The 20550-nt window shown below is 73.3% G+C and carries 18 protein-coding genes and 1 pseudogene; 11 read left to right on the forward strand and 8 right to left on the reverse strand.

Features of this window, described 5'->3' with window-relative positions:
- The 6 genes from FHP29_RS22300 to FHP29_RS18535 all read left to right on the forward strand — a co-directional run.
- The coding region (locus FHP29_RS22300; RefSeq protein ID WP_205014269.1) for an SDR family oxidoreductase at nucleotides 1–228 on the forward strand (228 nt) is incomplete at its 5' end.
- A 10-nt stretch (nucleotides 229–238) separates the two neighbouring features.
- Complete coding sequence (locus tag FHP29_RS18515) at nucleotides 239–1936, forward strand: thiamine pyrophosphate-binding protein (RefSeq protein WP_205014271.1); 1698 nt, start codon at nucleotides 239–241, stop codon at nucleotides 1934–1936.
- Entirely contained in the window at nucleotides 1936–2898 is a 963-nt protein-coding gene (locus FHP29_RS18520; protein ID WP_139624371.1) for a PDR/VanB family oxidoreductase, read from the forward strand. The genes FHP29_RS18515 and FHP29_RS18520 overlap by 1 nt, the downstream gene beginning before the upstream one ends.
- A gap of 65 nt (nucleotides 2899–2963) precedes the next feature.
- Complete coding sequence (locus tag FHP29_RS18525) at nucleotides 2964–3194, forward strand: recombinase-like helix-turn-helix domain-containing protein (RefSeq protein WP_139624372.1); 231 nt, start codon at nucleotides 2964–2966, stop codon at nucleotides 3192–3194.
- Between the two features lies 1 nt (nucleotide 3195).
- A complete protein-coding gene (locus FHP29_RS18530) occupies nucleotides 3196–4212 on the forward strand; it encodes an aromatic ring-hydroxylating oxygenase subunit alpha (RefSeq protein WP_205014273.1) in 1017 nt (338 codons plus the stop codon).
- Between the two features lie 78 nt (nucleotides 4213–4290).
- Nucleotides 4291–4941: a GTP pyrophosphokinase gene (locus tag FHP29_RS18535; RefSeq protein ID WP_139624373.1), complete on the forward strand. Its 651-nt coding sequence runs from the start codon at nucleotides 4291–4293 to the stop codon at nucleotides 4939–4941.
- A gap of 128 nt (nucleotides 4942–5069) precedes the next feature.
- Here the strand turns inward: FHP29_RS18535 and FHP29_RS18540 are convergent, their stop codons facing one another.
- Nucleotides 5070–7898 carry an FAD-binding and (Fe-S)-binding domain-containing protein gene (locus FHP29_RS18540; protein WP_139624374.1) on the reverse strand — a complete coding sequence of 943 codons (2829 nt, stop codon included), beginning with the start codon at nucleotides 7896–7898 and terminating at the stop codon, nucleotides 5070–5072.
- A 103-nt stretch (nucleotides 7899–8001) separates the two neighbouring features.
- Here FHP29_RS18540 and FHP29_RS18545 point away from each other — a divergent pair, with 103 nt between their 5' ends.
- Together FHP29_RS18545 and FHP29_RS18550 are read left to right on the forward strand one after the other, a co-directional pair.
- Complete coding sequence (locus FHP29_RS18545) at nucleotides 8002–9045, forward strand: LLM class F420-dependent oxidoreductase (protein ID WP_240044595.1); 1044 nt, start codon at nucleotides 8002–8004, stop codon at nucleotides 9043–9045.
- Nucleotides 9042–9857, forward strand: coding sequence for a crotonase/enoyl-CoA hydratase family protein (locus FHP29_RS18550; protein ID WP_139624376.1), 816 nt, complete (start codon nucleotides 9042–9044; stop codon nucleotides 9855–9857). Before FHP29_RS18545 ends, FHP29_RS18550 begins: the two co-directional genes overlap by 4 nt.
- A 78-nt stretch (nucleotides 9858–9935) precedes the next feature.
- On the opposite strand, the gene FHP29_RS18555 is transcribed toward FHP29_RS18550, so the two are convergent.
- Entirely contained in the window at nucleotides 9936–10727 is a 792-nt protein-coding gene (locus tag FHP29_RS18555; protein ID WP_139624377.1) for an alpha/beta fold hydrolase, read from the reverse strand.
- A gap of 53 nt (nucleotides 10728–10780) precedes the next feature.
- Complete coding sequence (locus FHP29_RS18560; RefSeq protein ID WP_139624378.1) at nucleotides 10781–11074, reverse strand: DUF4031 domain-containing protein; 294 nt, start codon at nucleotides 11072–11074, stop codon at nucleotides 10781–10783.
- Nucleotides 11075–11190: 116 nt separating this feature from the next.
- Between FHP29_RS18560 and FHP29_RS18565 the strand changes: the two genes are divergently transcribed.
- Nucleotides 11191–12915 carry a serine/threonine-protein kinase gene (locus tag FHP29_RS18565; protein WP_158296639.1) on the forward strand — a complete coding sequence of 575 codons (1725 nt, stop codon included), beginning with the start codon at nucleotides 11191–11193 and terminating at the stop codon, nucleotides 12913–12915.
- A 66-nt stretch (nucleotides 12916–12981) separates the two neighbouring features.
- Here the strand turns inward: FHP29_RS18565 and FHP29_RS18570 are convergent, their stop codons facing one another.
- From FHP29_RS18570 to FHP29_RS18580, 3 genes are all read right to left on the reverse strand, one after another.
- Complete coding sequence (locus FHP29_RS18570; RefSeq protein WP_139624380.1) at nucleotides 12982–13536, reverse strand: C40 family peptidase; 555 nt, start codon at nucleotides 13534–13536, stop codon at nucleotides 12982–12984.
- Between the two features lie 355 nt (nucleotides 13537–13891).
- Complete coding sequence (locus tag FHP29_RS18575; RefSeq protein WP_139624381.1) at nucleotides 13892–14605, reverse strand: hypothetical protein; 714 nt, start codon at nucleotides 14603–14605, stop codon at nucleotides 13892–13894.
- 110 nt (nucleotides 14606–14715) lie between these two features.
- Nucleotides 14716–16155 (reverse strand): glyceraldehyde-3-phosphate dehydrogenase, encoded by a 1440-nt coding sequence (locus tag FHP29_RS18580; protein WP_139624382.1) that lies wholly within the window; start codon nucleotides 16153–16155, stop codon nucleotides 14716–14718.
- Between the two features lie 173 nt (nucleotides 16156–16328).
- Between FHP29_RS18580 and FHP29_RS18585 the strand changes: the two genes are divergently transcribed.
- Nucleotides 16329–16793, forward strand: a complete 465-nt coding sequence (locus FHP29_RS18585) for a MarR family winged helix-turn-helix transcriptional regulator (protein ID WP_139624383.1) — start codon at nucleotides 16329–16331, stop codon at nucleotides 16791–16793.
- A 198-nt stretch (nucleotides 16794–16991) separates the two neighbouring features.
- Here FHP29_RS18585 and FHP29_RS18590 read toward each other — a convergent pair whose 3' ends face one another.
- Together FHP29_RS18590 and FHP29_RS23155 are read right to left on the reverse strand one after the other, a co-directional pair.
- A complete protein-coding gene (locus tag FHP29_RS18590; RefSeq protein WP_139624384.1) occupies nucleotides 16992–18050 on the reverse strand; it encodes a CobW family GTP-binding protein in 1059 nt (352 codons plus the stop codon).
- Between the two features lie 85 nt (nucleotides 18051–18135).
- A complete protein-coding gene (locus tag FHP29_RS23155) occupies nucleotides 18136–19233 on the reverse strand; it encodes a CobW family GTP-binding protein (RefSeq protein WP_338036853.1) in 1098 nt (365 codons plus the stop codon).
- Here FHP29_RS23155 and FHP29_RS18600 point away from each other — a divergent pair.
- A pseudogene (locus FHP29_RS18600) lies at nucleotides 19150–20421 on the forward strand (YibE/F family protein); the annotation flags it as partial. The gene FHP29_RS23155 and the pseudogene FHP29_RS18600 sit on opposite strands and share 84 nt — an antisense overlap.
- Nucleotides 20422–20550: the final 129 nt, after the last annotated feature.

Genomic DNA, 20550 nt, shown 5'->3' on the forward strand with positions numbered 1-20550 from the left:
CTCATCGACACCGGCCAGTGGCGCCGCCGCTTCGAGGCCGACCCCGAGGCGGTGTCCTACGAGGAGTTCGAGAGCGAGCTGGCCGCCGACCGCGGCATCGCCCTGGGCCGCTTCGGCCGTTCCGAGGAGGTCGCGGCCATGGTCGTCACCCTCCTCTCCCCGCGCGCGTCGTACGTGACCGGCGCCGCGCTCGACGTGTGTGGCGGCGTCAGCCGCTACGTGGCCTGAGGAGCCTGCGATGACCGAGCTGATCACCCCCACCAGCCCTGCGGGGCAGGCCGACGGAGCGGTGGAGCACGCCGACGGCGGCGCCCTGCTCGTCCAGGTGCTGCGCGAGGCCGGTGTCGACACCGTCTTCGGCGTCATCTCCGTGCACAACCTGCCGCTGGTGGAGGCCGTCTCGCGCGAGTTGCGCTTCGTGCCCGTGCGCCACGAGGCCAGCGCGGTCAACGCCGCCGACGGCTATGCCCGGGCCTCCGGCGGACTCGGCTGCGCGCTCACCAGCACCGGCACCGGCGCGGGGAACGCGGCCGGCTCCCTCATCGAGTCGCTCAGCGCGGCCACGTCCGTGCTGCACGTGACCGGCCAGGTCGAGTCGGAGTTCCTCGGCTCGGGCCGCGGCTTCATCCACGAGACCAAGGACCAGCTCGGCATGCTGCGGGCGGTCTCGCTCGAGGCGCACACGATCACCTCGGTCGAGGAGTCCGCGGACGTCCTGCGCTCCGCCGTCCGCACCGCCCTCGGCGGCCCCGGCCGGGCCGGCGGCCCGGTCAGCCTCGAGTGGCCGATCGACCTGCAGTACGCCCCGCAGCGTGACGCGGGAGGGGCCGCCGCCGCGTCCGGCGCGGCGGACCTGCCCGACCTCACCGAGCTGATCGAGCGCGTCACCGCGGCGCAGCGCCCCCTCGTCTGGGCCGGTGGCGGCGTGACCGACGCCGGGCCCGAACTCCAGGAGCTGCTCGAGACGTGGGGCGCCGGGCTGCTCACCTCCAACTCCGGTCGCGGCGCCGTCCCCGAGGACCACCCGCTCGTCGTCGGCAACTACGCCGCCACCCCCGGCGGCTGCCGGCTGCTCGAGGAGGCCGACCTGCTGCTCAGCATCGGCACCCACTTCCGGTCCAACGAGACCCGCGACTACGACCTGCCGATCCCGGCGGTCCACGTGCAGATCGACCTCGACCCGGCCGCGCTGGGCCGGGTGTTCCCCATCGCGGCCGGTGTCGCCGCCGACGCGGCCACCGTGCTCCCGGCCCTCGCCGCCGCCGTACGCGACGGCGGGGCCGTCGTACCGCAGTGGCGGGAGCGGGTGAGCGAGGCACGCGCCGGCGTCCGCGCCGCCCAGCGGGAGGGGCTGGGCGATCACGCCCTTCTCGCCGACGCGCTGCGCGCCGCGCTGCCGCGCCGGGCGCCCTTCGTCCGCGACGTCACCATCGCGTCCTCGTCGTGGGGCAACCGGCTGTTCGAGGTCTACGACCCGCGCGACAACGTCTTCCCCCGGGGCGGCGGCATCGGGCAGGGACTGGGGATGGGCCTGGGGGCGGCGCTCGCGCGTCCGGAGGCGCCGACCGTCGTCGTCGCCGGCGACGGCGGTCTCGCCGTGCACCTCGGCGAGGTCCTCACCCTGGCCCAGGAGAAGCCCTGGCTGGTGCTCCTGGTGTTCAACGACGGCGGCTACGGGGTGCTGCGCAACATGCAGGAGGCCCGCGGCGTCGAGCGCAGCGGCGTCGACCTCACCACTCCCGACTTCTCGGCGCTCGCAGCGGCGATCGGGCTGCCCTACGCGCGCATCGGCACCGCCGAGGACGCCGCGCCCGTCCTGCGCGACGCCGTCGACCGCCGCTCCGCGGTGCTGGTCGAGGTCGACCTCGCCAGCTTCGGCCCGATGCCGCGTCCCTTCACCCCGCCGGTGAAGGTCCCGGACACGAGGAGGTCGTGATGACTGCCCCCACCGACGAGCAGGAGCTGGAGCTCCTGGTCAAGCAGATGACGCTCGAGGCGGACGGCGTGCTCTCGCTGCGCCTCACCCATCCGGCGGGCGAGGAGCTGCCCGCCTGGACGCCCGGCGCCCACGTCGACCTGACGCTGAAGAACTCGCTGGTGCGCCAATACTCCCTGTGCGGCGACCCCGCCGACCGGCACTCGTACCGGGTCGCGGTCCTGCGCGAGCAGGCGGCGCTCGGCGGCTCCGAGTACGTCCACGAGGGCCTGCGCCCCGGCCACCGGCTGCGCGTGATCGGACCGCGCAACAACTTCGACTTCCTGCCGGCGAAGCGCTACGTGTTCGTCGCGGGCGGCATCGGCATCACGCCGCTGCTGGCGATGCTGACCGAGGCCGAGCGCCGCGGGGCGGACTGGGAGCTGTGGTACGGCGGCCGGCGACAGGAGTCGATGGCCTTCCTCGACGAGCTCGCGTCGTACGGCGACCGGGTGCACGTCATCCCCGAGGACATCTCCGGGCGGCTCGACCTCGCGGCCGCGCTCCCGGCGCACGAGCCCGACACCCTCGTCTACTGCTGCGGCCCGGAGCCGCTGCTGGCCGCCGTCGAGGAGCACACGGCGTCCTGGCCGGCCGGCGCCCTCCAGGTGGAGCGGTTCAAGGCCAAGCAGGTCGAGATCGACCCCGACGGCGAGCAGGCGATTCAGGTGGAGTGCCGCCGCTCCGGGCAGACCGTCGAGGTGCCCGCCGACGTCTCCATCCTCGATGCCCTCGAGAGCGCGGGAATCTCTGTCAGCAGCTCGTGCCGCGACGGCATCTGCGGGACCTGCGAGACCAAGGTGCTCGCCGGCACCCCCGAGCACCGCGACTCCCTGCTCAGCCCGAGCGAGCAGGAGTCCGGCGCCACCATGATGATCTGCGTCTCCCGGGCGCGGACCTCCCAGCTGGCGCTGGACGTCTGACCGCCTGACGGTCCGGCCGCCGCGCCCCCACGACCACATCAGCACGACACAAGGGAGAGCACACGATGGGCTACCTACAACCGGTCCAGGCAGGAACCACCGCCACGACGCCCTGGGAGCTCAAGCTCGCGGGAGCCATCGAGGAGGTCTTCGGCACCGGCCGGCACGACCTCGTCGGCCTCGTCGACGGACTCAACGAGCTCGGCATCCCCGCACCCGGCGGCGAGGAGTGGACGCCCGAGGTCTTCACCACCGCGATCGCCGAGCTGGCGGCCGCCGGGAAGCAGGAGAGCTGACATGGGACCGATGGTCAAGCGCGCGCTGAGCGCCGACGAGATCCTCGCCACCGGGCTTCGCAACCAGTGGTACGCGATCTGCCCCTCCGACCACGTGCCCCACGGCAGCGTGCACCGCGTGCGCCGCCTCGGCATCGACTGGGTGCTGTTCCGCGAGTCGAACGGCACGCTGCGCATGCTGGAGGACCGCTGCCCGCACCGCGGCGCCCCCCTGTCGCAGGCCCAGCACCTCGGCAGCAAGCTCGCCTGCGCCTACCACGGCGTCCAGGTCGACGGCACCGGCACGGTCGTCTCCGTGCCCGGCCTGCCCGGCTGCAACCTCGAGGGCAAGACCCTCGTGCCCAGCCCGCCGCTGCAGGAGGTCGCCGGCGCGGTCCTCGCCTACATCGGCGACGACCAGCACCCCGACCCGGTCGAGGCACGCCTCCCCGACCCGCTCGTGGACGACGAGATCTCCTCGTTCCTCTGCTACGCCGAGTGGGACACCCCGTGGCGCTACGCGATGGAGAACCTGCTCGACCCGATGCACGGCGCCTTCCTGCACCGCGAGTCGCACTCGATGTTCGGCGGCGACACCGAGGCCCGCTTCCGGATCCGGGAGTCGGACCGCGGGTTCTTCTTCGAGAAGACCGACCAGCGGGGCAAGAACTTCGACTGGGTCGAGTTCTGCCGCACCGGCATGGACTGGGTCGACCTCTCGATCCCCTACCCGCCGACCGCCGGCCCGGGCGGCTCCTTCGGCATCGTCGGCATGGGCACGCCCATCGACGCCGGCACCACGGCCGTCTTCTTCTGGCGCTACCGCAAGGTCAGCGGCTGGGAGCGCGACGTGTGGCGCTTCCTCTACCGGACCAAGCTCGAGGCCCGTCACTGGCACGTCCTCGAGCAGGACCGCGTCATGCTCGAGGCGATGGCAGCCGACGCCGACCAGGCGGAGAACCTCTACCAGCACGACCTCGGCGTCGTCCGGCTGCGCCGCCTCTACCGCCGCCTCGCCGAGGAGCAGGCGACGGCCTGACGGGCCTTCCCCCCGACCGGGTCCCGGGTGACCGGTGGGCGCCTGCCAGCGCTCACCGGCCACCGGCACACTCGTTGCGTGACCACGACCAGCGCTCCGCCGTACGAGGGGTCCGCCGACGACCTCTCGGCGTTCGAGCGGTCCCTGGGTCCGCTCCTGCTGCACTACAAGTTCGGGCTGGACGAGATCCTCACCAAGATCAACATCCTGCGCGAGGAGCTGGCCTTCCGCGGCACGAGCAACCCGATCGAGCACGTCAGCTCCCGGTTGAAGTCGGTCGAGAGCCTGCGCGCCAAGGCGCTGCGGATCGGGTGCCCGCTCGACGCCGACGCGCTCGCCGGCCAGATCACCGACATCGCGGGCGTCCGCATCGTGTGCAGCTTCATCGCCGACGCCTACCAGGTGCTCGACATGCTGACCACGCAGCCCGACGTCACGGTGCGCACCATCAAGGACTACGTCGCGCAGCCCAAGCCCAACGGCTACCGCAGCCTGCACGCGATCGTGGAGATCCCGGTCTTCCTGTCCGACACCGCCCGCACCGTCCCCATCGAGCTGCAGATCCGCACCGTCGCGATGGACTTCTGGGCCAGCGTCGAGCACAAGATCTACTACAAGTACGCCAAGGACGTGCCCGGCGAGCTGGTCGAGGAGCTGTCCGCCGCCGCCCGGGTCGCGCACGACCTCGACACCCGGATGGCCGAGCTGCACCGGATCGTCCACGGCTGAATGCTCGTCGAGTTGCCCCGAACTCATCGTCGAGTTGCCCCAAACTCACCGTCGAGTTGCCTGTGCCCGGCGTTCGGTGACAACTCGACGGTGACTTTCCGGCAACTCAAGGGCGAGGATGCGGCAACTCAACGCTGGGTGAGCCGCGCGGCGAGCAGCTCGGCGAGGTGCAGCGGCTGCGCGTCGGGGGCCAGCTCGTCGAGCTGGGTGCGGCAGGAGAAGCCGTCGGCGAGGACGACCCGCGCCCCGTCGTCCGCGGAGGCGCGCACGGCGGGCAGGAGGTTGGCCTCAGCGACGGCGAGCGAGACCTCGTAGTGGCCCTGCTCGACGCCGAAGTTGCCGGCCATGCCGCAGCAGCCGGGCACCGCCTCGACCGTCGCGCCGGCCCGCTCGAGCAGGGCCCGGTCGGTCCGCCAGCCCATCACGGCGTGGTGGTGGCAGTGCGGCTGCGCCACGATGCGCACCCCGTCGAGCGAGGGCGGCGTCCAGCCCGGCGTACGTGACAGCAGCTCGGCGAGCGTCGTCGTCGCCTCCGCGACCGCGGCAGCGTCCGGTCCGGACACCAGCTCGCGCAGCTCGTGGCGCAGCACGGCGGTGCACGACGGCTCCAGACCGACGATCGGTACGCCGGCCCGTGCGTCCCCGGCCAGCGCGGAGACCATCCCGCTGAGCCGGCGGGCCGCGCCGTCGAGCTGGCCGGTGCTGATCCACGGCAGCCCGCAGCACTCCTGCTGGCGGGTGATCCGCGGGTCGTAGCCGGCCGCGCGCAGCACCTCCACCGCCGCCTCGGCCACCCGCGGCGCGAAGTGGTTGGTGAACGAGTCGACGAACAGCACCACCGGCGTGCCCGTCCCGACGGATCCGCCGAACGTACGGCGGAAGGTCCGTCGCGCGAACGCCGGCATCCGCCGCCGCGTGTCGACGCCGGCGGCCTTCAGCGCGACCTTGCGCAGGGGAGCGAGGTCCATCGACCTGTTGGCGAAGCCGGGCATCGCGGACCCGAGCTTGGCCCACCGGGGCAGCCAGCCGACCGAGTAGTGCGAGCGGGGCCGCAGCCTGCGCTTGTAGGTCTGGTGCAGCACCTCGGCCTTGTACGACGCCATGTCGGTGCCGGTGGGGCAGTCGGACGCACAGCCCTTGCACGACAGGCACAGGTCGAGCGCCTCGTGCACCTCCGGCGAGCTCCACGTCGTCGTGCTGGCGCCGTTGACGATCTCCTGGAGCAGGCGCGCGCGGCCGCGGGTGGAGTGGATCTCCTCCCGCGTCGCCTGGTACGACGGGCACATCACGCCGCCCGAGCCGCTGTTGTCGGCGCGGCACTTGCCCACGCCGGTGCAGCGGTGCACGGCCTGGCCGAAGTCCCCGCCGTCGGCGGTGTAGGCCAGCGCGAGTCCCTTGCTGAGCCGCGTGGAGCCGGAGTAGCGCAGGTCGGCGCTGCTGGAGGCGGGCTCGACCAGGATCCCGGGGTTGAGCATCCGGGTGGGGTCGAAGACGTCCTTCACGGCGGCCATCAGCGACAGCGCGGCCGGCGAGTACATCCGTGGCAGCAGGTCGCTGCGGGCCCGCCCGTCGCCGTGCTCGCCCGAGAGCGAGCCGCCGAGCGAGGTCACCAGGTCGGCGGCGTCCTCGAGGAACGCGCGGAAGCGGTCCGCCCCGTCGGGTCGTTCGAACGGGAAGTCCATCCGCACGTGCAGGCAGCCCTCGCCGAAGTGCCCGAAGGGCATGGCGCTGAGCTCGTGCGCCGCCAGCAGCTCCTCGAAGGAGGTCAGGTAGGTCCCGAGCCGGTCCGGCGGCACAGCAGCGTCCTCCCAGCCGGCCCAGGCCGGCCTGCCCGACGGCGCGCGCCCGGCCAGTCCGGCCCCGTCGGCACGGATCCGCCAGAGTCGGTCCGCGGTCGCGGGGTCATCGACGACCAGCGCGGAGACGCCGAGCCCGGCGCCGGCGAGGAGCTCGGCCCGGCGGCGTACGTCGTCGGGATCGGGGCCGGACAGCTCGACGAACATCCATGCGTCGCCGGCGGGCAGCGCCGGGACCGCCGCGTCCCCGCGCCGCTCGCGGATCACGTCGACGATGCGGCGGTCCAGGCCCTCGCACGCGGACGGCTCGAAGGCCAGTACGTCGGGGGTCGCGAAGCCCGCGGTGGGGAAGTCGGGGAAGCCGAGCACGACCATCACGGCGGCCTTCGGGGCGCGGACCAGCCGGACCGTCGCCTCGGTCAGCACGGCGAGCGTGCCCTCGGAGCCGACCAGGGTGCGGGTGAGGTCGAAGCCGCGCTCCGGGACGAGGTGCTCCAGCGCGATGCCGGACACGTGCCGCCCGAACGTGCCGAACTCCGTGCGCGCGGTCGCGAGGTCCCCCGCGACGACCGAGCGCAGCCGGTCGAGCACGTCGGAGCCCTCGGCGCTCGCGGTCGGCGTCCCGTCGGCGTCGTACCCGGTCGTCAGCACCGAGCCGTCGGCGAGCAGCGCGCGCATGCCGCGCACGTTGTGCGACGTCCGGCCGAAGGCCAGCGAGCGCGCCCCGCACGCGTCGTTGCCGATCATCCCGCCGATCGTGCAGCGGGTGCTGGTCGAGGGGTCCGGTCCGAACCGCAGGCCGTACGGCGCCGCCGCCCGCTGCAGCACCGCCTGGACCACACCGGGCTGCACGACGGCCGTCTCGGCGTCGGCGTCGACCGAGAGCACCCGGTCGAGGTGGCGACTGAAGTCGACGACCACGCCCGGGCCGATCGCGTTGCCCGCGACCGACGTGCCGGCTCCGCGGGCGGCGACCGTCAGCCCCTCCGCCCGGGCTCCGGCCAGCAGCGCCGCCACCTCGTCGGCCGAGCGGGGGAATGCGACCGCGACCGGGGGGACGCGGTAGAGCGAGGCGTCGGAGGAGTAGGCGCCGAGGACCGCGGCGTCGTCGCTGACGTCGCCCGCTCCGTGGCGCTGGAGCTGGTGAGCGATGCCGGACACGGACCGAAATCTAGTCGGTGTCGCGGACGGCTACGCTCCGGTCCCAGGCAACGACGACCATCACGACAACCACCACAGCCCGGGGGGCGCCATGCGGCTCGGCATGATCATCGACTATTCCGGCGGCTTCGCCGAGACCGTGGAGCTCGTCCAGGAGTACGAGCGCAACGGGCTCGACCTGATCGCGATGCCGGAGGCGTACTCCTTCGACGCGGTCAGCCAGCTCGGCTACCTCGCGGCCAAGACCGAGCGTCTGGAGCTGATGTCGGCGATCTTCCAGATCTACACCCGCACCCCGTCGCTGACCGCGATGACCGCCGCGGGCCTGGACTTCGTCTCCGACGGCCGGTTCACGCTCGGTCTGGGCGCCAGCGGTCCGCAGGTCATCGAGGGCTTCCACGGCGTCAAGTACGACGCCCCGCTGGGCCGCACCCGCGAGGTCATCGAGATCTGCCGCCAGGTGTGGAAGCGGCAGCCGGTGGAGTTCGCCGGCAAGTACTACGACGTCCCGCTCACGAAGGAGAAGGGCGGCTCGGGCCTCGGCAAGCCGCTGAAGATCATCAACCACCCGGTCCGCAGCGAGATCCCGATCTCCGTCGCCGCGCTCGGACCGAAGAACGTCGCGCTGGTCGCCGAGCTGGCCGACGGCTGGCAGCCGCTGTTCTTCCACCCGGGCAAGGTCGACGCGGCCTGGGGCGAGCCGTTGGCGGAGGGCCTGGCCCAGCGCGACCCCGCGCTGGGCGAGCTCGACATCCAGCTGCAGATCGCCTACCACCTCGGCGAGCCCTCGCCCGAGGCGCTGCAGGGGATCCGCAACCACCTCGCCCTCTACATCGGCGGGATGGGCGCCCGCGACAAGAACTTCTACAACCAGCTGGCCTGCCGCTACGGCTACGAGGCCGAGGCCAAGGAGATCCAGGATCTCTACCTCGCCGGGCAGAAGGCGGACGCGGCGGCCGCCGTACCCCAGGAGCTGGTCGACGCCGTCACGCTGCTCGGCGACGAGGACGCCATCCGCCGGCAGGTGGCGGAGTTCCACGCCGCCGGCGTCCGCACGTTCCTGCTCAACCCGCTGGCCGCGACCGACGAGGACAAGGTCGCCCACGTCCGCCGGCTCTCCGAGATCGTCAAGGAGGTCGCCCCGTGACCGAGCGCCGCTTCAGCGTCACCCGCGACGGCGCCGTCGCGACGGTCGGGCTCGCGGGTCCCGGTGGCAAGCCGGTCATGGACGAGGCGTTCTTCGTCGAGATGGGCGCGACCTTCGCCGAGCTCGACGCCGACGACGACGTCCGAGCGATCGTCGTCACCGGCGCCGGATCGCACTTCTCCTTCGGCCTGGACCTCGCGTCCGCGGCCCGGAGCTTCGCGGCCCTGCGGGAGGCGACCCATGCCGGCGCCCGCAAGGAGTTCCTCGCCTCCATCCGCCGCTGGCAGGCGGCCTTCGACGTGCTCGCCGGCACCCGTACGCCGACCGTGGCCGCCATCACCGGATGGTGCATCGGCGGGGGCGTCGACCTCGCCGTCGCGTGCGACGTCCGGGTCGCCTCGGCCGACGCCGTGTTCAGCATCCGCGAGGCGAAGGTCGGCATCGTCGCCGACCTCGGCAGCCTGCAGCGCCTCGTCGGGGTGATCGGCGACGGCCACCTGCGCGAGCTGGCGCTGACCGGTGACGACATCGACGCCGCCCGCGCCGCCGAGATCGGCCTGGTCAACCACGTCCACGCGTCCGCCGACGACGCCCGGGCCGCAGCCGCCGACCTCGCCGGCCGGATGGCGGCGAACTCGCCGCTCGTGCTGCAGGGCATCAAGGACGTCCTCGACGCCGAGCGCGGCCCGCGGGTCGAGGCGGGCCTGCGCTACACCGCGGTGTGGAACGCCGCCTTCCTGGTCAGCGACGACCTCGAGGAGGCGATGGCGGCCTTCGCCGAGCGGCGCCCGCCGGAGTTCACCGGCCGCTGACCCCACCCGGCGAGGTGGCCTCGAGGTTCGGCTGTGGCCGGCCTCGCACCTCGACCACCGCGCCGGGGGCCGGCTCGCTCAGGCGTGCTCGGCGACGAAGTCCAGCACGAGCGGCATGACGACGTCGGGAGCCTCCTGGGTGGCGCTGTGCCCGACGCCCTCGAGCTGGACCTGACGCGCGCCGGTGATCCGCGCGGCGACGTCCGCCGACCAGGCGGGCGGCCGGGCGACGTCGTCGGTGCCGTTGACCACGAGGGTCGGGGCCGTGATGTCGGCGAGCAGCCCGGTGGCGTCCGGGCGCTCGACCACGCCGCGTGCGGCGTGGCTCAGCTCGGCGGGCAAGGCGGCGAATCGGGCCTTGAAGTCGGCGACGAGGTCCTGCTGGGCCGGGTCGGCCCGGGTGGTCGCGCCGAGCATGATGCTGAGCACGGTCTGCTGGATCATGTCGTCGAACCCGGCGTTGGCCATGTGGTCGACCACCCCGGTGAACGCGGCTCGCTGCTCCGCCGGCTCGTCACGCGCCGAGCTGCCGACCAGGACCAGCGCGGTCACGTCGTCGGGGTGTGCCGCCGCGATCCGGACGGCGACGTCTCCGCCCATCGACTGTCCGAGCAGGGCGTAGCGCGCCACGCCCGCGTCCGCGAGAAGTGCGAGGGTGTCGGCCACGCAGTCGTCCATCGTGACCGTGGCGGTCGTGCCGCCGGTGCGGTGGCCCTGGCCCGGGAAGGTCGGCCGGAGGAAGCGGAAGCGTCCCCGCCCGGCCGCCACCAGCCCGTCGAAGGAGCCGGCGTCGAGGAAGAGCGCGTGCAGGCACACCAGCGCCGGCAGGTCGGTCTCGCCGGTGTCGAGCAGGTCGCGGGGTTCGGACATTCGGGCCTCCTGGAGCCGCCGAGAGCGTGCCAGGACGGTAGTTGAACCTGAATTCAACTGCAAGGGACCCGCTTCGCGCGGGTGATCGCGGCGACCGCGCGGCCGTAGCTGATCGGCACCGCACCCAGCTCGAGCGCCCGCTGCCGGGTCGGCTCGGTGACGTCGAAGTGCTCGGTCGGGGTCCCCGGGTTCTGGATCCAGCGCGCCTCGAGCCCGAGCCGCTCGGCGAAGGCGAGCAGCTCCCGGCGCCCGGCCTCGCCGGGAAGGTCCGAGAGCAGGTGCGACCAGACGCCGTCGACCGGGCCGACCACGGCCTCCAGCTGCATGTCGTCGACGTAGACGGTCATGGGCCGAGCCTCCCATTTGCTCCCCGCGCGCGCCTCACGCAGTATCGAGGAGGCAGTATCACCGGCAAGGACGGAATCTCGGGATGGGCGGCTCGGAGCCTCGCACGGGCGACTGGTTGGGCAGATACCACCTGCTGGAGGTGCTCGGTCGCGGCGGGATGGGCACGGTCTGGCGCGCCCACGACCCCCAGCTCGAGCGCGACGTCGCGCTCAAGGTGATCAATCCCGCGCTGGCCCAGGACGACGAGTTCCGCGAGCGCTTCCGTCGGGAGGCGGTCGTGCTGTCGCGGATGGACAGCGCCCACGTCGTGGCCGTCTTCGACCACGGCGAGCAGGACGGCGCGCCCTACCTCGTCACCCAGCTGGTGCGTGGCGGCGACCTGATGGCGGTGCTGCGCTCGAGGGGCGCCCTCGAGCCGTCGTACGCCGTCGACCTGGCCTGCCAGGTGCTCGACGGCCTGGCCGACGCGCACGCGATCGGGGTGGTCCACCGCGACGTGAAGCCGTCCAACGTGCTGCTGCGCGACGACGGCTCGACCGCCTACCTGTGCGACTTCGGGATCGCCACCTCCCCGGGCGGCGAGCTGACCCGCACCGGCGTCCTCGTCGGCTCGTCGGCCTACATGGCGCCCGAGCGTCACTCGGGCGAGACCGGCACCGCCGGGGTCGCGGGCGACATCTACTCGGTGGGCTGCCTGCTGTGGAGCATGCTGACCGGCACCCCGCCGTACGTCGGCACGGACGCCGAGATCGCGATGGGCCACCTGCGGGGCCCGATCCCGCAGTTCCCGGGAGGCGGCGCGTTCGTCGACCGCCTCAACGCGGTGCTGGGCAGGGCGCTCGCGAAGGACCCGCGGCGGCGCTATCCCTCCGCGAAGGCGATGCTCGCCGACCTGACCGCCCTGCGCTCGACGGCGCCGGGCGGGCTCGCCCTGCCGGAGGTGACGGCCGTCCGGCAGCCCCTCCAGGCGGCCCCGGCCCGGACGCCGCTGCGCCGCCGCCTCGTCGCCACCACGCTGGTGGTGGCCCTGGTCGGCGTCGCCGTGTACGTCGGCTCGCTGCTCGGTGGCGTCGACATGAGGCCGTCCATGCTGGCCGCCGACGATCCGTCGACCTCCGCGCCCACCGGGACCGCCGGCTCGCCCTCCACCGCGGCCACGGAGCAGCCCGGAACGCCCTCGCCGAGCGCGAGGAAGCAGAAGAGGCCGGCGACGCCTGCGCCCAGGCCCGAGCCCGACTCGGTCGACGCCGGGCCGGACGCCGAGCCGAGTCCGACCCCGAGCCCGGCCCCGAAGAAGAAGCGCGCCAAGACCCCACCGCCCGCGCCGGCGCCGGCGCCGCCGGTCCCGACCTTCCGCTGCTGGGACGGCACCGCCGTGGTCGACGGGGCCACCTGCTCCCTGCCGACCGGCTGGGCGGGCGCGCAGTGGGTGTTCCCGGGCGTCGCGCGGGCGCCCGCCTGCAAGGCCGTCACCCGCCGGGCGAGCGGCTTCGTCGAGGGCTGGCAGTGCGCCGCGAAGACGTCCGACGGGACCTATCGCTACCTCTCGGTGACCCGCTGGTCGAGCGCGACCGCGGCCACCCGCTACTACTACGGCGCCTTCGACGCGAAGCGCAAGCGGACCAACGTGGCGTGGGCCGGACGCGACCTGGTCTACGGCCGACGCCTCGGCGGCTTCGTCGGCCGCGGCGTCCACCACTCCGACCGGGTCTACGCGCACTCCGGCACCAACGCCTGGGTGTTCTCCGCCTGGGCCAACAGCACGGACAAGGTGCTGTCGATGTTCGACTACGTGCGCTTCCGCAATCCCACGCAGTTCCGGGGCGTCCCGATCAGGTGAGCCACCGCCGGCGCCCGCTCATACCGAGCGCCGGCGCAATGGCCCGAGGACCCCGGAGGAGCAGGGTCAGCGGACCCGGCCGTAGAAGACCGAGCCGCTCCAGATCCGGTCCTTGCGGACCGGGACGCCGGGACGCGAGGCGTGCCAGATCGTGTGGCCGCCGGCGTAGATGCCGACGTGGTAGACGTGACCGCCGCTGGTGAAGAAGACGAGGTCGCCGACCCGCGGGTTGCGGATCCGCTGGGTGGCGCCCGCCTGGGCGCCGGAGGTGCGGGGCAGCCGCTCGCCGACGTGACGGTAGACCCACTGCACGAGACCGGAGCAGTCGAACGCGTTCGGGCCCGCGGCGCCGTAGACGTAGGGCTTGCCGGCACGCGAGCGCACCGTGGACATGACCCGCTCGACGCGCTTGGCGGCCTTCTTGGCGGCCTTCTTCTCGGCCTCGTGCTTGGTGGACGTGGCGGGGTGCGCGGCCGCCTCGGTCTTGGCCGCCTCGGCGGCCGGTACGAAGGAGGCGCCGTCGCCGTCGGCATGGGCCTGCGGGGCAGGGGCGATCAGGCACGCCGAGGCGAGCACGGGGACGAGCAGGCGCGCGGCAGCGCGCGTCGCGATGGTGGACATCAGTTGGAACTCCGCAGCGGCGCCTGCGAGAGATGACCTGTCGGGCTTGGGCTGCTGGTGCCCAGGGACGTGCGTCCCTTCGCCCCGAGCCGGACCGTGATGTGCTCTGGTGGAGCCGTGGTCCGGCGTACTGCTGGGTCTCCCGTGCCCGCGCTTACCTCATCGTGGTCGATGTCTCCCCACGATCGAGCGCGGGCCTCGGCGCGACGTGGGCGGCCTGCCCGGGCTGGGCAGGTCTCGTCGTCCAGTGCACCTGCTGGCAACAGCGAGCGCAGTGGTCGCCGTCACCTTCGAGGCGTGGGGATCCTCACCCGATCCGATGTAACGCGCGGGTGACGGCCTGCGGCGCGGAGTCTCAGCGGTCCGCGGGGAGGTGCGGATCGGCCAGCAGGTATTGCGTGATCCGGCCGTCGCGCCGACGCCGGGGGCGCACCGGCTCGGGGATCATCCGACCCTCCGCGGTGTCCCAGAACCGGTCGACCCGCAGGGCGACCCGCCGGGCCAACCGGCCCGAGACCCCACGGTGGGGGAGATAGGGGTGCGGCCGGGTCGGGACCCGCCGCTCGCAGCGGTAGAGCCGCTCGGCCAGGGCGTCGCGCTCCTGCGCGGAGGTGACGGCGGTGAGGTCCTCCACCAACCGGACCTCGAGATCACGCTGGGCGCTCAGCTCCCGCTCGAGCTCGGCCCAGATCGACGACCACGTGCGATGGGTGGCGAACGTCGAGCCGTACAGCTTCGCCTTCAGCTCGCCGAGGGCGACCTCCAGTCGCCGGCTCTGCTGGGCGAGCTCGTGGGCGCGCTGCTGCCCGTGCTCGAGATGGTGCCGGGCCGCCGGGCCGAGCACCGCGTTGGCCGCGGCGACGTGGCGGCTGGTGCTGGCCAGGAAAGGATCGGTGGCGCCGTACGCCGCGCGCGGCGTGTCCTGCGTCGGCCGGCACGACTCGGCGCTGCGCAGCCGCGCCTCGAGCACGGCATGCGTGCGGACGACGATGTCGGCCAGCGTGTCCGTGATGGCGTCGGCAAGCGCGTCGGCGGGCTCGTCGACGGGTGCTGCGGGACGGTCGTTCATGGGCTCCACCTCCGAGAAGAGACCCCCTCCTTGCAGTGTGCGCCGGTCCCGGGCCGCCTTCAAGGGGTCCGGGACCGGCGCACACAGAGGCCGGTGGAGCCGGCGCCGCGTCAGCCGCGCGGCAGCGTCGGGTACTCGACGCCGGAGATGTACTGCACGGTGCGCAGCACCTGGCAGGAGTAGCCGAACTCGTTGTCGTACCAGACGTAGAGGATGGCGGAGTCGCCGTCGACGATCGACGCGCCGCCGTCGACGATGGACGCCGCGCGGGCGCCGATGAAGTCGGTGGACACGGCGTCGGAGGCGGTCGTGTAGTCCAGGCTGCGGGCCAGCGGACCGGCGAGCGAGGCGCTGCGCAGGTAGGCGTTGACCTCGTCGCGGGTGGTCTCGCGCTTGAGCTGCAGGCTCAGGATCGCGATCGACACGTCCGGGGTGGGGACGCGGATCGAGTTGCCCGTGATCTTCGCGTCGAGGTCCGGGAGGACCTTGGCGACGGCGGAGGCGGCGCCGGTCTCGGTGATGACCAGGTTGAGCGGCGCGGAGCGGCCGCGGCGGTCGGCCTTGTGGTAGTTGTCGAGGAGGTTCTGGTCGTTGGTGAAGGAGTGCACCGTCTCGACGTGGCCGCGGCTGATGCCGAACTCGTCGTCCATCGCCTTGAGCGGGGGGACGATCGCGTTCGTCGTGCAGGAGGCGCAGGAGAGGATCTTCTCGTCGAGGTCGACGTCGAGGTGGTTGACGCCGTGCACGATGTTGGGCACGTCGCCCTTGCCCGGCGCGGTCAGCAGCACCTTCGCGATGCCGGGGCGCAGGTGGTTCGACAGACCCTCGCGGTCGCGCCAGATCCCGGTGTTGTCGATGAGGATGGCGTTGTCGATGCCGTACTCGGTGTAGTCGACCTCCTCGGGGGAGTTCGAGTAGATCACCTGGATGACGTTGCCGTTGGCGATGATCAGGCTCTTCTCCTCGTCGACCGTGATCGACCCCTTGAAGGCACCGTGGATCGAGTCGCGGCGCAGGAGGGAGGCGCGCTTCTTGAGGTCGTCGCCCTTGCCCTTGCGGACCACCACGGCCCGCAGGCGCAGGCCGTTGCCCGAGCCCGACTTCTCGATGAGCAGGCGCGCGACGAGGCGGCCGATCCGGCCGAACCCGTAGAGGACGACGTCCTGGGCTGAGGGCGCCGCGGGCTTGTTGTCCCCGGTGGCGTCGGCGAGCGCCTCGGCGGTGAACTCGGCGACCGGCTGCGAGCCGCCCGCCGCGCGGTGGGCCCGGATCAGCAGCGCGAGGTCGACCTTCGCGGCGCCGAGGTCGAGCGCGGCGATCGCCTCGAGGAAGGGGAAGGTGTCGGCGACCGACAGCTCGACCCCGTCGATCTGGCGCGCGTAGCGGTGCGTCTTGAGGATGTCGATGACCGACTTGTTCACCAGCGAGCGGCTGTGCAGGAGGATCGTGACGTCCTTCTCGCGGTGCAGCTTGCCGATGATCGGGATCATCGCCTCAGCCAGCTCTTCGTGGTGCTTCCAGCGGTCGAACTTTTCCTCGATGACGCTCAACGAATTCCCCTATAGCAGTCGACAAAAGCCGCTCGATCGTAGGCCCGCCGACGTGGGGCGTGGGTAATCGGCTCGGCCCGCGGGACGAGTGGAGTCCGTCACAGCCGTCGTCGAGCTTCCTGCGCCCCCGCACGGTCGTGGATGCGTCAACCAGTCGGGCTACGATGGTACCGATGAGTACGACGCGCTGGCTCGACGACGAGGAGGCCCAGGCCTGGCGGGCCTGGATCGACCTCAACGCGCAGCTGTCCGCCCGGCTCAACCGGGAGCTCCAGGCCTCCAGCGGGCTGTCGATCGCCGACTACGAGATCCTCGTCGCCCTCACCGACCCCGACGTCCCGGGCCGGTCGCTGCGCATGTACGAGCTCGGCGAGCGCCTGCAGTGGGAGAAGAGTCGCGTCTCCAAGCAGGTCTCCCGGATGGAGGCCCGCGGCCTGGTCCGGCGCCGCCACTGCGCCGACGACCGCCGGGGTGCCTTCGTCGAGCTCACCGAGACCGGCCAGGCCGCGATCGAGGCCGCCGCCCCCGGCCACGTCGCCCTCGTCCGCCAGCTGTTCTTCGACGGGCTCAGCGCGGAGCAGGTCCGCAGCCTCGGCCGGTTCGCCACGACCGTGCTCGCCCGCCTCGACGAGAGCTGAGCCTGCATCCACCGATTTGCCGCGTCGCGAGCGTCACCAGATGGGTGCGGCGCCAAGGCGTCGGCGCGAAGCCAGACTGGGCGTCTGTCGAGCGTCGGCAACGCAGGCGACGCTCCATCTGGTGGCGCGCAGCAGCGGGAATCGGTGGATGCAGGCTGAGCTCGGATCACCGAGATGTCCGCCGCGGTCGCTGAGCTGCTACGCCGCGTCGCGGATCGGGCCGAGCCAGGGCTCGAGGCCGTCCTCGCCGCGGGGCACCTCCTCGCCGGGACCGAGCAGCAGATGCTCGAAGGCGGGACGCAGGTGCGCGGGAGCCGTGCCGACGCCGGTCAGCACGATCCGGGTGAAGGCGCGCCGTGATCCCCAGGACGCGTGGTCGCCGATGCTGAGCTGTCCGCCCGCTCCGTCCCAGGCCAGGGCCCGGCCGGGCCGGGTGGGGAGCCAGAAGCAGCCGCGGGAGCGGTGCGCGCCGGAGCCGAGCGCCTCGAGGGACTCGAGGAGGCGGTCGGGGTGGAAGGGCTGCAGCGACTGCAGGTCGACGCGCCACACGCCGTCCGCGCGCACCTCGCCCAGCGCGTCGGTGCGCACCGGGCTGGACCAGGCGAGGGTCCGCTCGTGCTGGTGGAGGCGGCCGAGCAGGACCTCGCCACCGAGGGAGTGCACCCCGTCGAGGACGGCGGCGTCGGGGCGGGCGAGGGTGCGGACGAGTCCGCGCGCGACCGGCTCCGCCGCGTCGTCGAACGCCACCACGTCGGCGTGCTCCACCATGGCGGCCAGCACCTCGCCGACGCCGCGCCGGTCGTCGCGCGCGCAGTGATGGCCACGCTCCGCGAGCAGGTCGTCGCCGAGCAGGTCGCGCACCGGACGACGGGCGCTGAGGGCGGTCACGGCGGCCGAGACCCGCAGGTGGCGGGCGAGCCGGGTGTCGCGGTCGAGGGCCGCGCACAGGTGGGCCGGCTCCGCGCCGACCGGGAGGTGGGCGACGATGCTGCGCCACCGTCCGTCGCGCGCCAGCCGCTCGAGCGTGGGGAGGATGTCCTCGCGGATCGCGCAGCTCACGCAGGCGTGCTCGAGCAGGGTCTCGTGCGTCTCGACCACGCCCGTCAGGTCGCTCACCGTGCGGGTCAGCATCCCGCGCTCGACGTCGATGTGATGGCGACAGGCCACCGTCGACGGCAGGTCGAACTGCAGCCCGACCATGGTCGCGGCCATGGCGTCGGGGTCGACGCCGGACAGCAGGACGACGGGAATGCGCATGGTACTCCTTGAACTAGAACGATAATCGTTCTCAATCTAGCAGGAGGCTCTGCCCTGGCCACCACGCTGAGGACGGGCCCCGGCGTCAGCGGCTGAGGCGCCGCAGCCGCTCGAGTCGGCGCAGCCCCTCGCGGTCGGGCTCGGCCTCCGGCGCGGGCGTGAGCGCGGCCTCGAGCCGGCGCCGCGCCGCGTCGGCGTCCAGACCGATCCCGATCGCCACCAGCTCGCTGTGCTCCGGCGCCGCCCGCAGGGCGGACACGTGGACCTGGGTGCCGACCACGTGCACGACGTACGCCCTCGGGCCGCGCGGCGTCCCGACGACCACCGTCCCCTTCATCCGGTACGCCGCGGCCGGCGGGTCGAGCAGCAGATCGACGACGGCGCCGGGCGCGACCGGGCCCGCGACCCGGACCGAGGCCGACGCGGCGTGCGGGCCGTGGTGACCGGCGGGCTCGTCGGGCTCGGCGGGCTCGGCGGCGGCGCGCTCGGCGCGCAGCAGGGAGGCCAGGGGGAGCTGGTCGGGCGGGTCCGCCGCCAGGGCGACGTCGTGGACCAGCGCCGGGTCGATCCGGCCGCGGGAGGTGCGCACCACGTGGGCCGCCGGGCTGACCGCACGCACCCGCGCCTCGATCGCCGCGAGCGTCTCCTCGCGCTGCGCGGACGGCAGCAGGTCGACCTTGTTGAGGACGACCAGGGTCGCCACCGAGAACCGCGCCGGGGGCATCCCGCCGTCATCGACGGTGCGGAAGTACTCGACGGCGTCGACCACGTCGACGACGCCCCCGGGCCGGACCCGCGGCGCCGCGCTGCGGCGGATCATCTGCGCCAGGGCGCCCGGCTCCGCGAGCCCGCTCGCCTCCACGACCACGGCGTCGAGGGCCAGGCGCGGGTGGGTCAGCCGCTCGAGGGCCGCGTCCAGGCCGGACACGTCCTCGAGGCAGCACAGGCAGCCGCCCGGGATCGAGACCGGCTCGTCCACCTGCCCGGTGACCAGCCCGGCGTCGACGTTGATCGCCCCGAAGTCGTTGACGATGACGCCGATCCGGGCGCCGGGCCGGCGCAGCAGCCGGTTGAGCAGGGTCGTCTTACCGGCTCCGAGATGCCCGGTCAGGGCGGTCACGGGGACGGTGCTGCTCACGCCGCCAGAGTAGTTGACAACGATTCTCATATCGCCGGTGACCATGGCAGGGTTGATCGGGTGAGCAGCCACCGCCGCGAGAGGCACGCACACGGATCCGGTCACGGGCACACGCACGGGCACACGCACGGGCACGCTGGGGCGGGCGGTGATCTCGCCCCCGTCCGCATCGGTACGACGGCCCGCAACCTGCTGCTGGCCGGGCTCGCCCTCGCGCTGGTCGGCACGCTGGCCGGGCTCGCGATCTGGTGGCCGCCCGCGGACGCCGCCAAGCGCAGCGCCGAGGCGGGCGGCGCGGCCGCGCAGTTCGCGGCGCCGGGCGTGACCTTCCCGACCGCGGAGGTGGTGTCGGTCGCCGAGCGCTGCCCGTCGGCGAACGGCTTCCCCGACGGCTCGGGCTGCTCCACGCTGACCGTCAAGGTGGACGGCGAGGCGGTCCGGCTCGACGTACCCCCGGAGGTCGTGGAGTCGGGTCTCGTCCCGGGCGACCACGTCGAGCTGCTGCGCACCCCGCCCCCCGCGGACGCGGAGGACCAGAGCCCGTCGTACTCCTACTTCGCCACCGAGCGCTACGGCACCCTGGTCTGGCTCACGGTGCTGTTCGTGGTGGTGGTCCTCGCGGTCGCTCGCCTGCGCGGGCTGCTCGGCCTGGTCGGCCTGGCCTTCGGCGGGGCGGTGGTGTGGTGGTGGATGCTGCCCGCGCTGCTCGACGGCGCGTCGGGCATCGGGGTCGCGCTGACCAGCGCCTCCGCGATCATGTTCGTCGTCCTCTACACCACCCACGGGTTCTCGCTGCGCACCAGCACCGCGCTCGCGGGCACCCTGCTGGGGATCGTGCTGACCGCCGGCATCGGGGTCCTCGCCATCGGCGACGCCCGGCTGACCGGCATCAGCGACGAGGGCGGCGCGATCCTCGCCAGCTTCGGAGCCCTCGACTTCCAGGCCCTGCTCGGCTGCGCCCTCGTCATCGCCGGCCTCGGCGTGCTCAACGACGTCACCATCACCCAGGCGTCCGCGGTCTGGGAGCTGCGCGCCGCCACGCCCCGCGCGTCGCGCACCGAGGTCTTCGCCAGCGCGATGCGGATCGGCCGCGACCACATCGCCTCGACGATCTACACGATCGTCTTCGCCTACGTCGGCACCGCGCTGATCCTGTTGATGCTGCTGCGCGTCTACGACCGCCCGCTGCTCGACCTGATCTCGACCGAGCAGCTGGCGGAGGAGGTCGTGCGCACTCTGGTCACCTCGGTCGGCCTGGTCCTCGCCGTCCCGGTCACGACCGCCCTGGCCGCCCTCATCGCCGCCCCGCGCCCCGACCTGCCCGCCGACCAGCCCGCCGACCAGCCCGCCGCGGGTCGGAGT

The sequence above is a fragment of the Nocardioides albidus genome (assembly GCF_006335005.1).
GTDB classification, from domain to species: Bacteria; Actinomycetota; Actinomycetes; order Propionibacteriales; family Nocardioidaceae; genus Nocardioides; species Nocardioides albidus.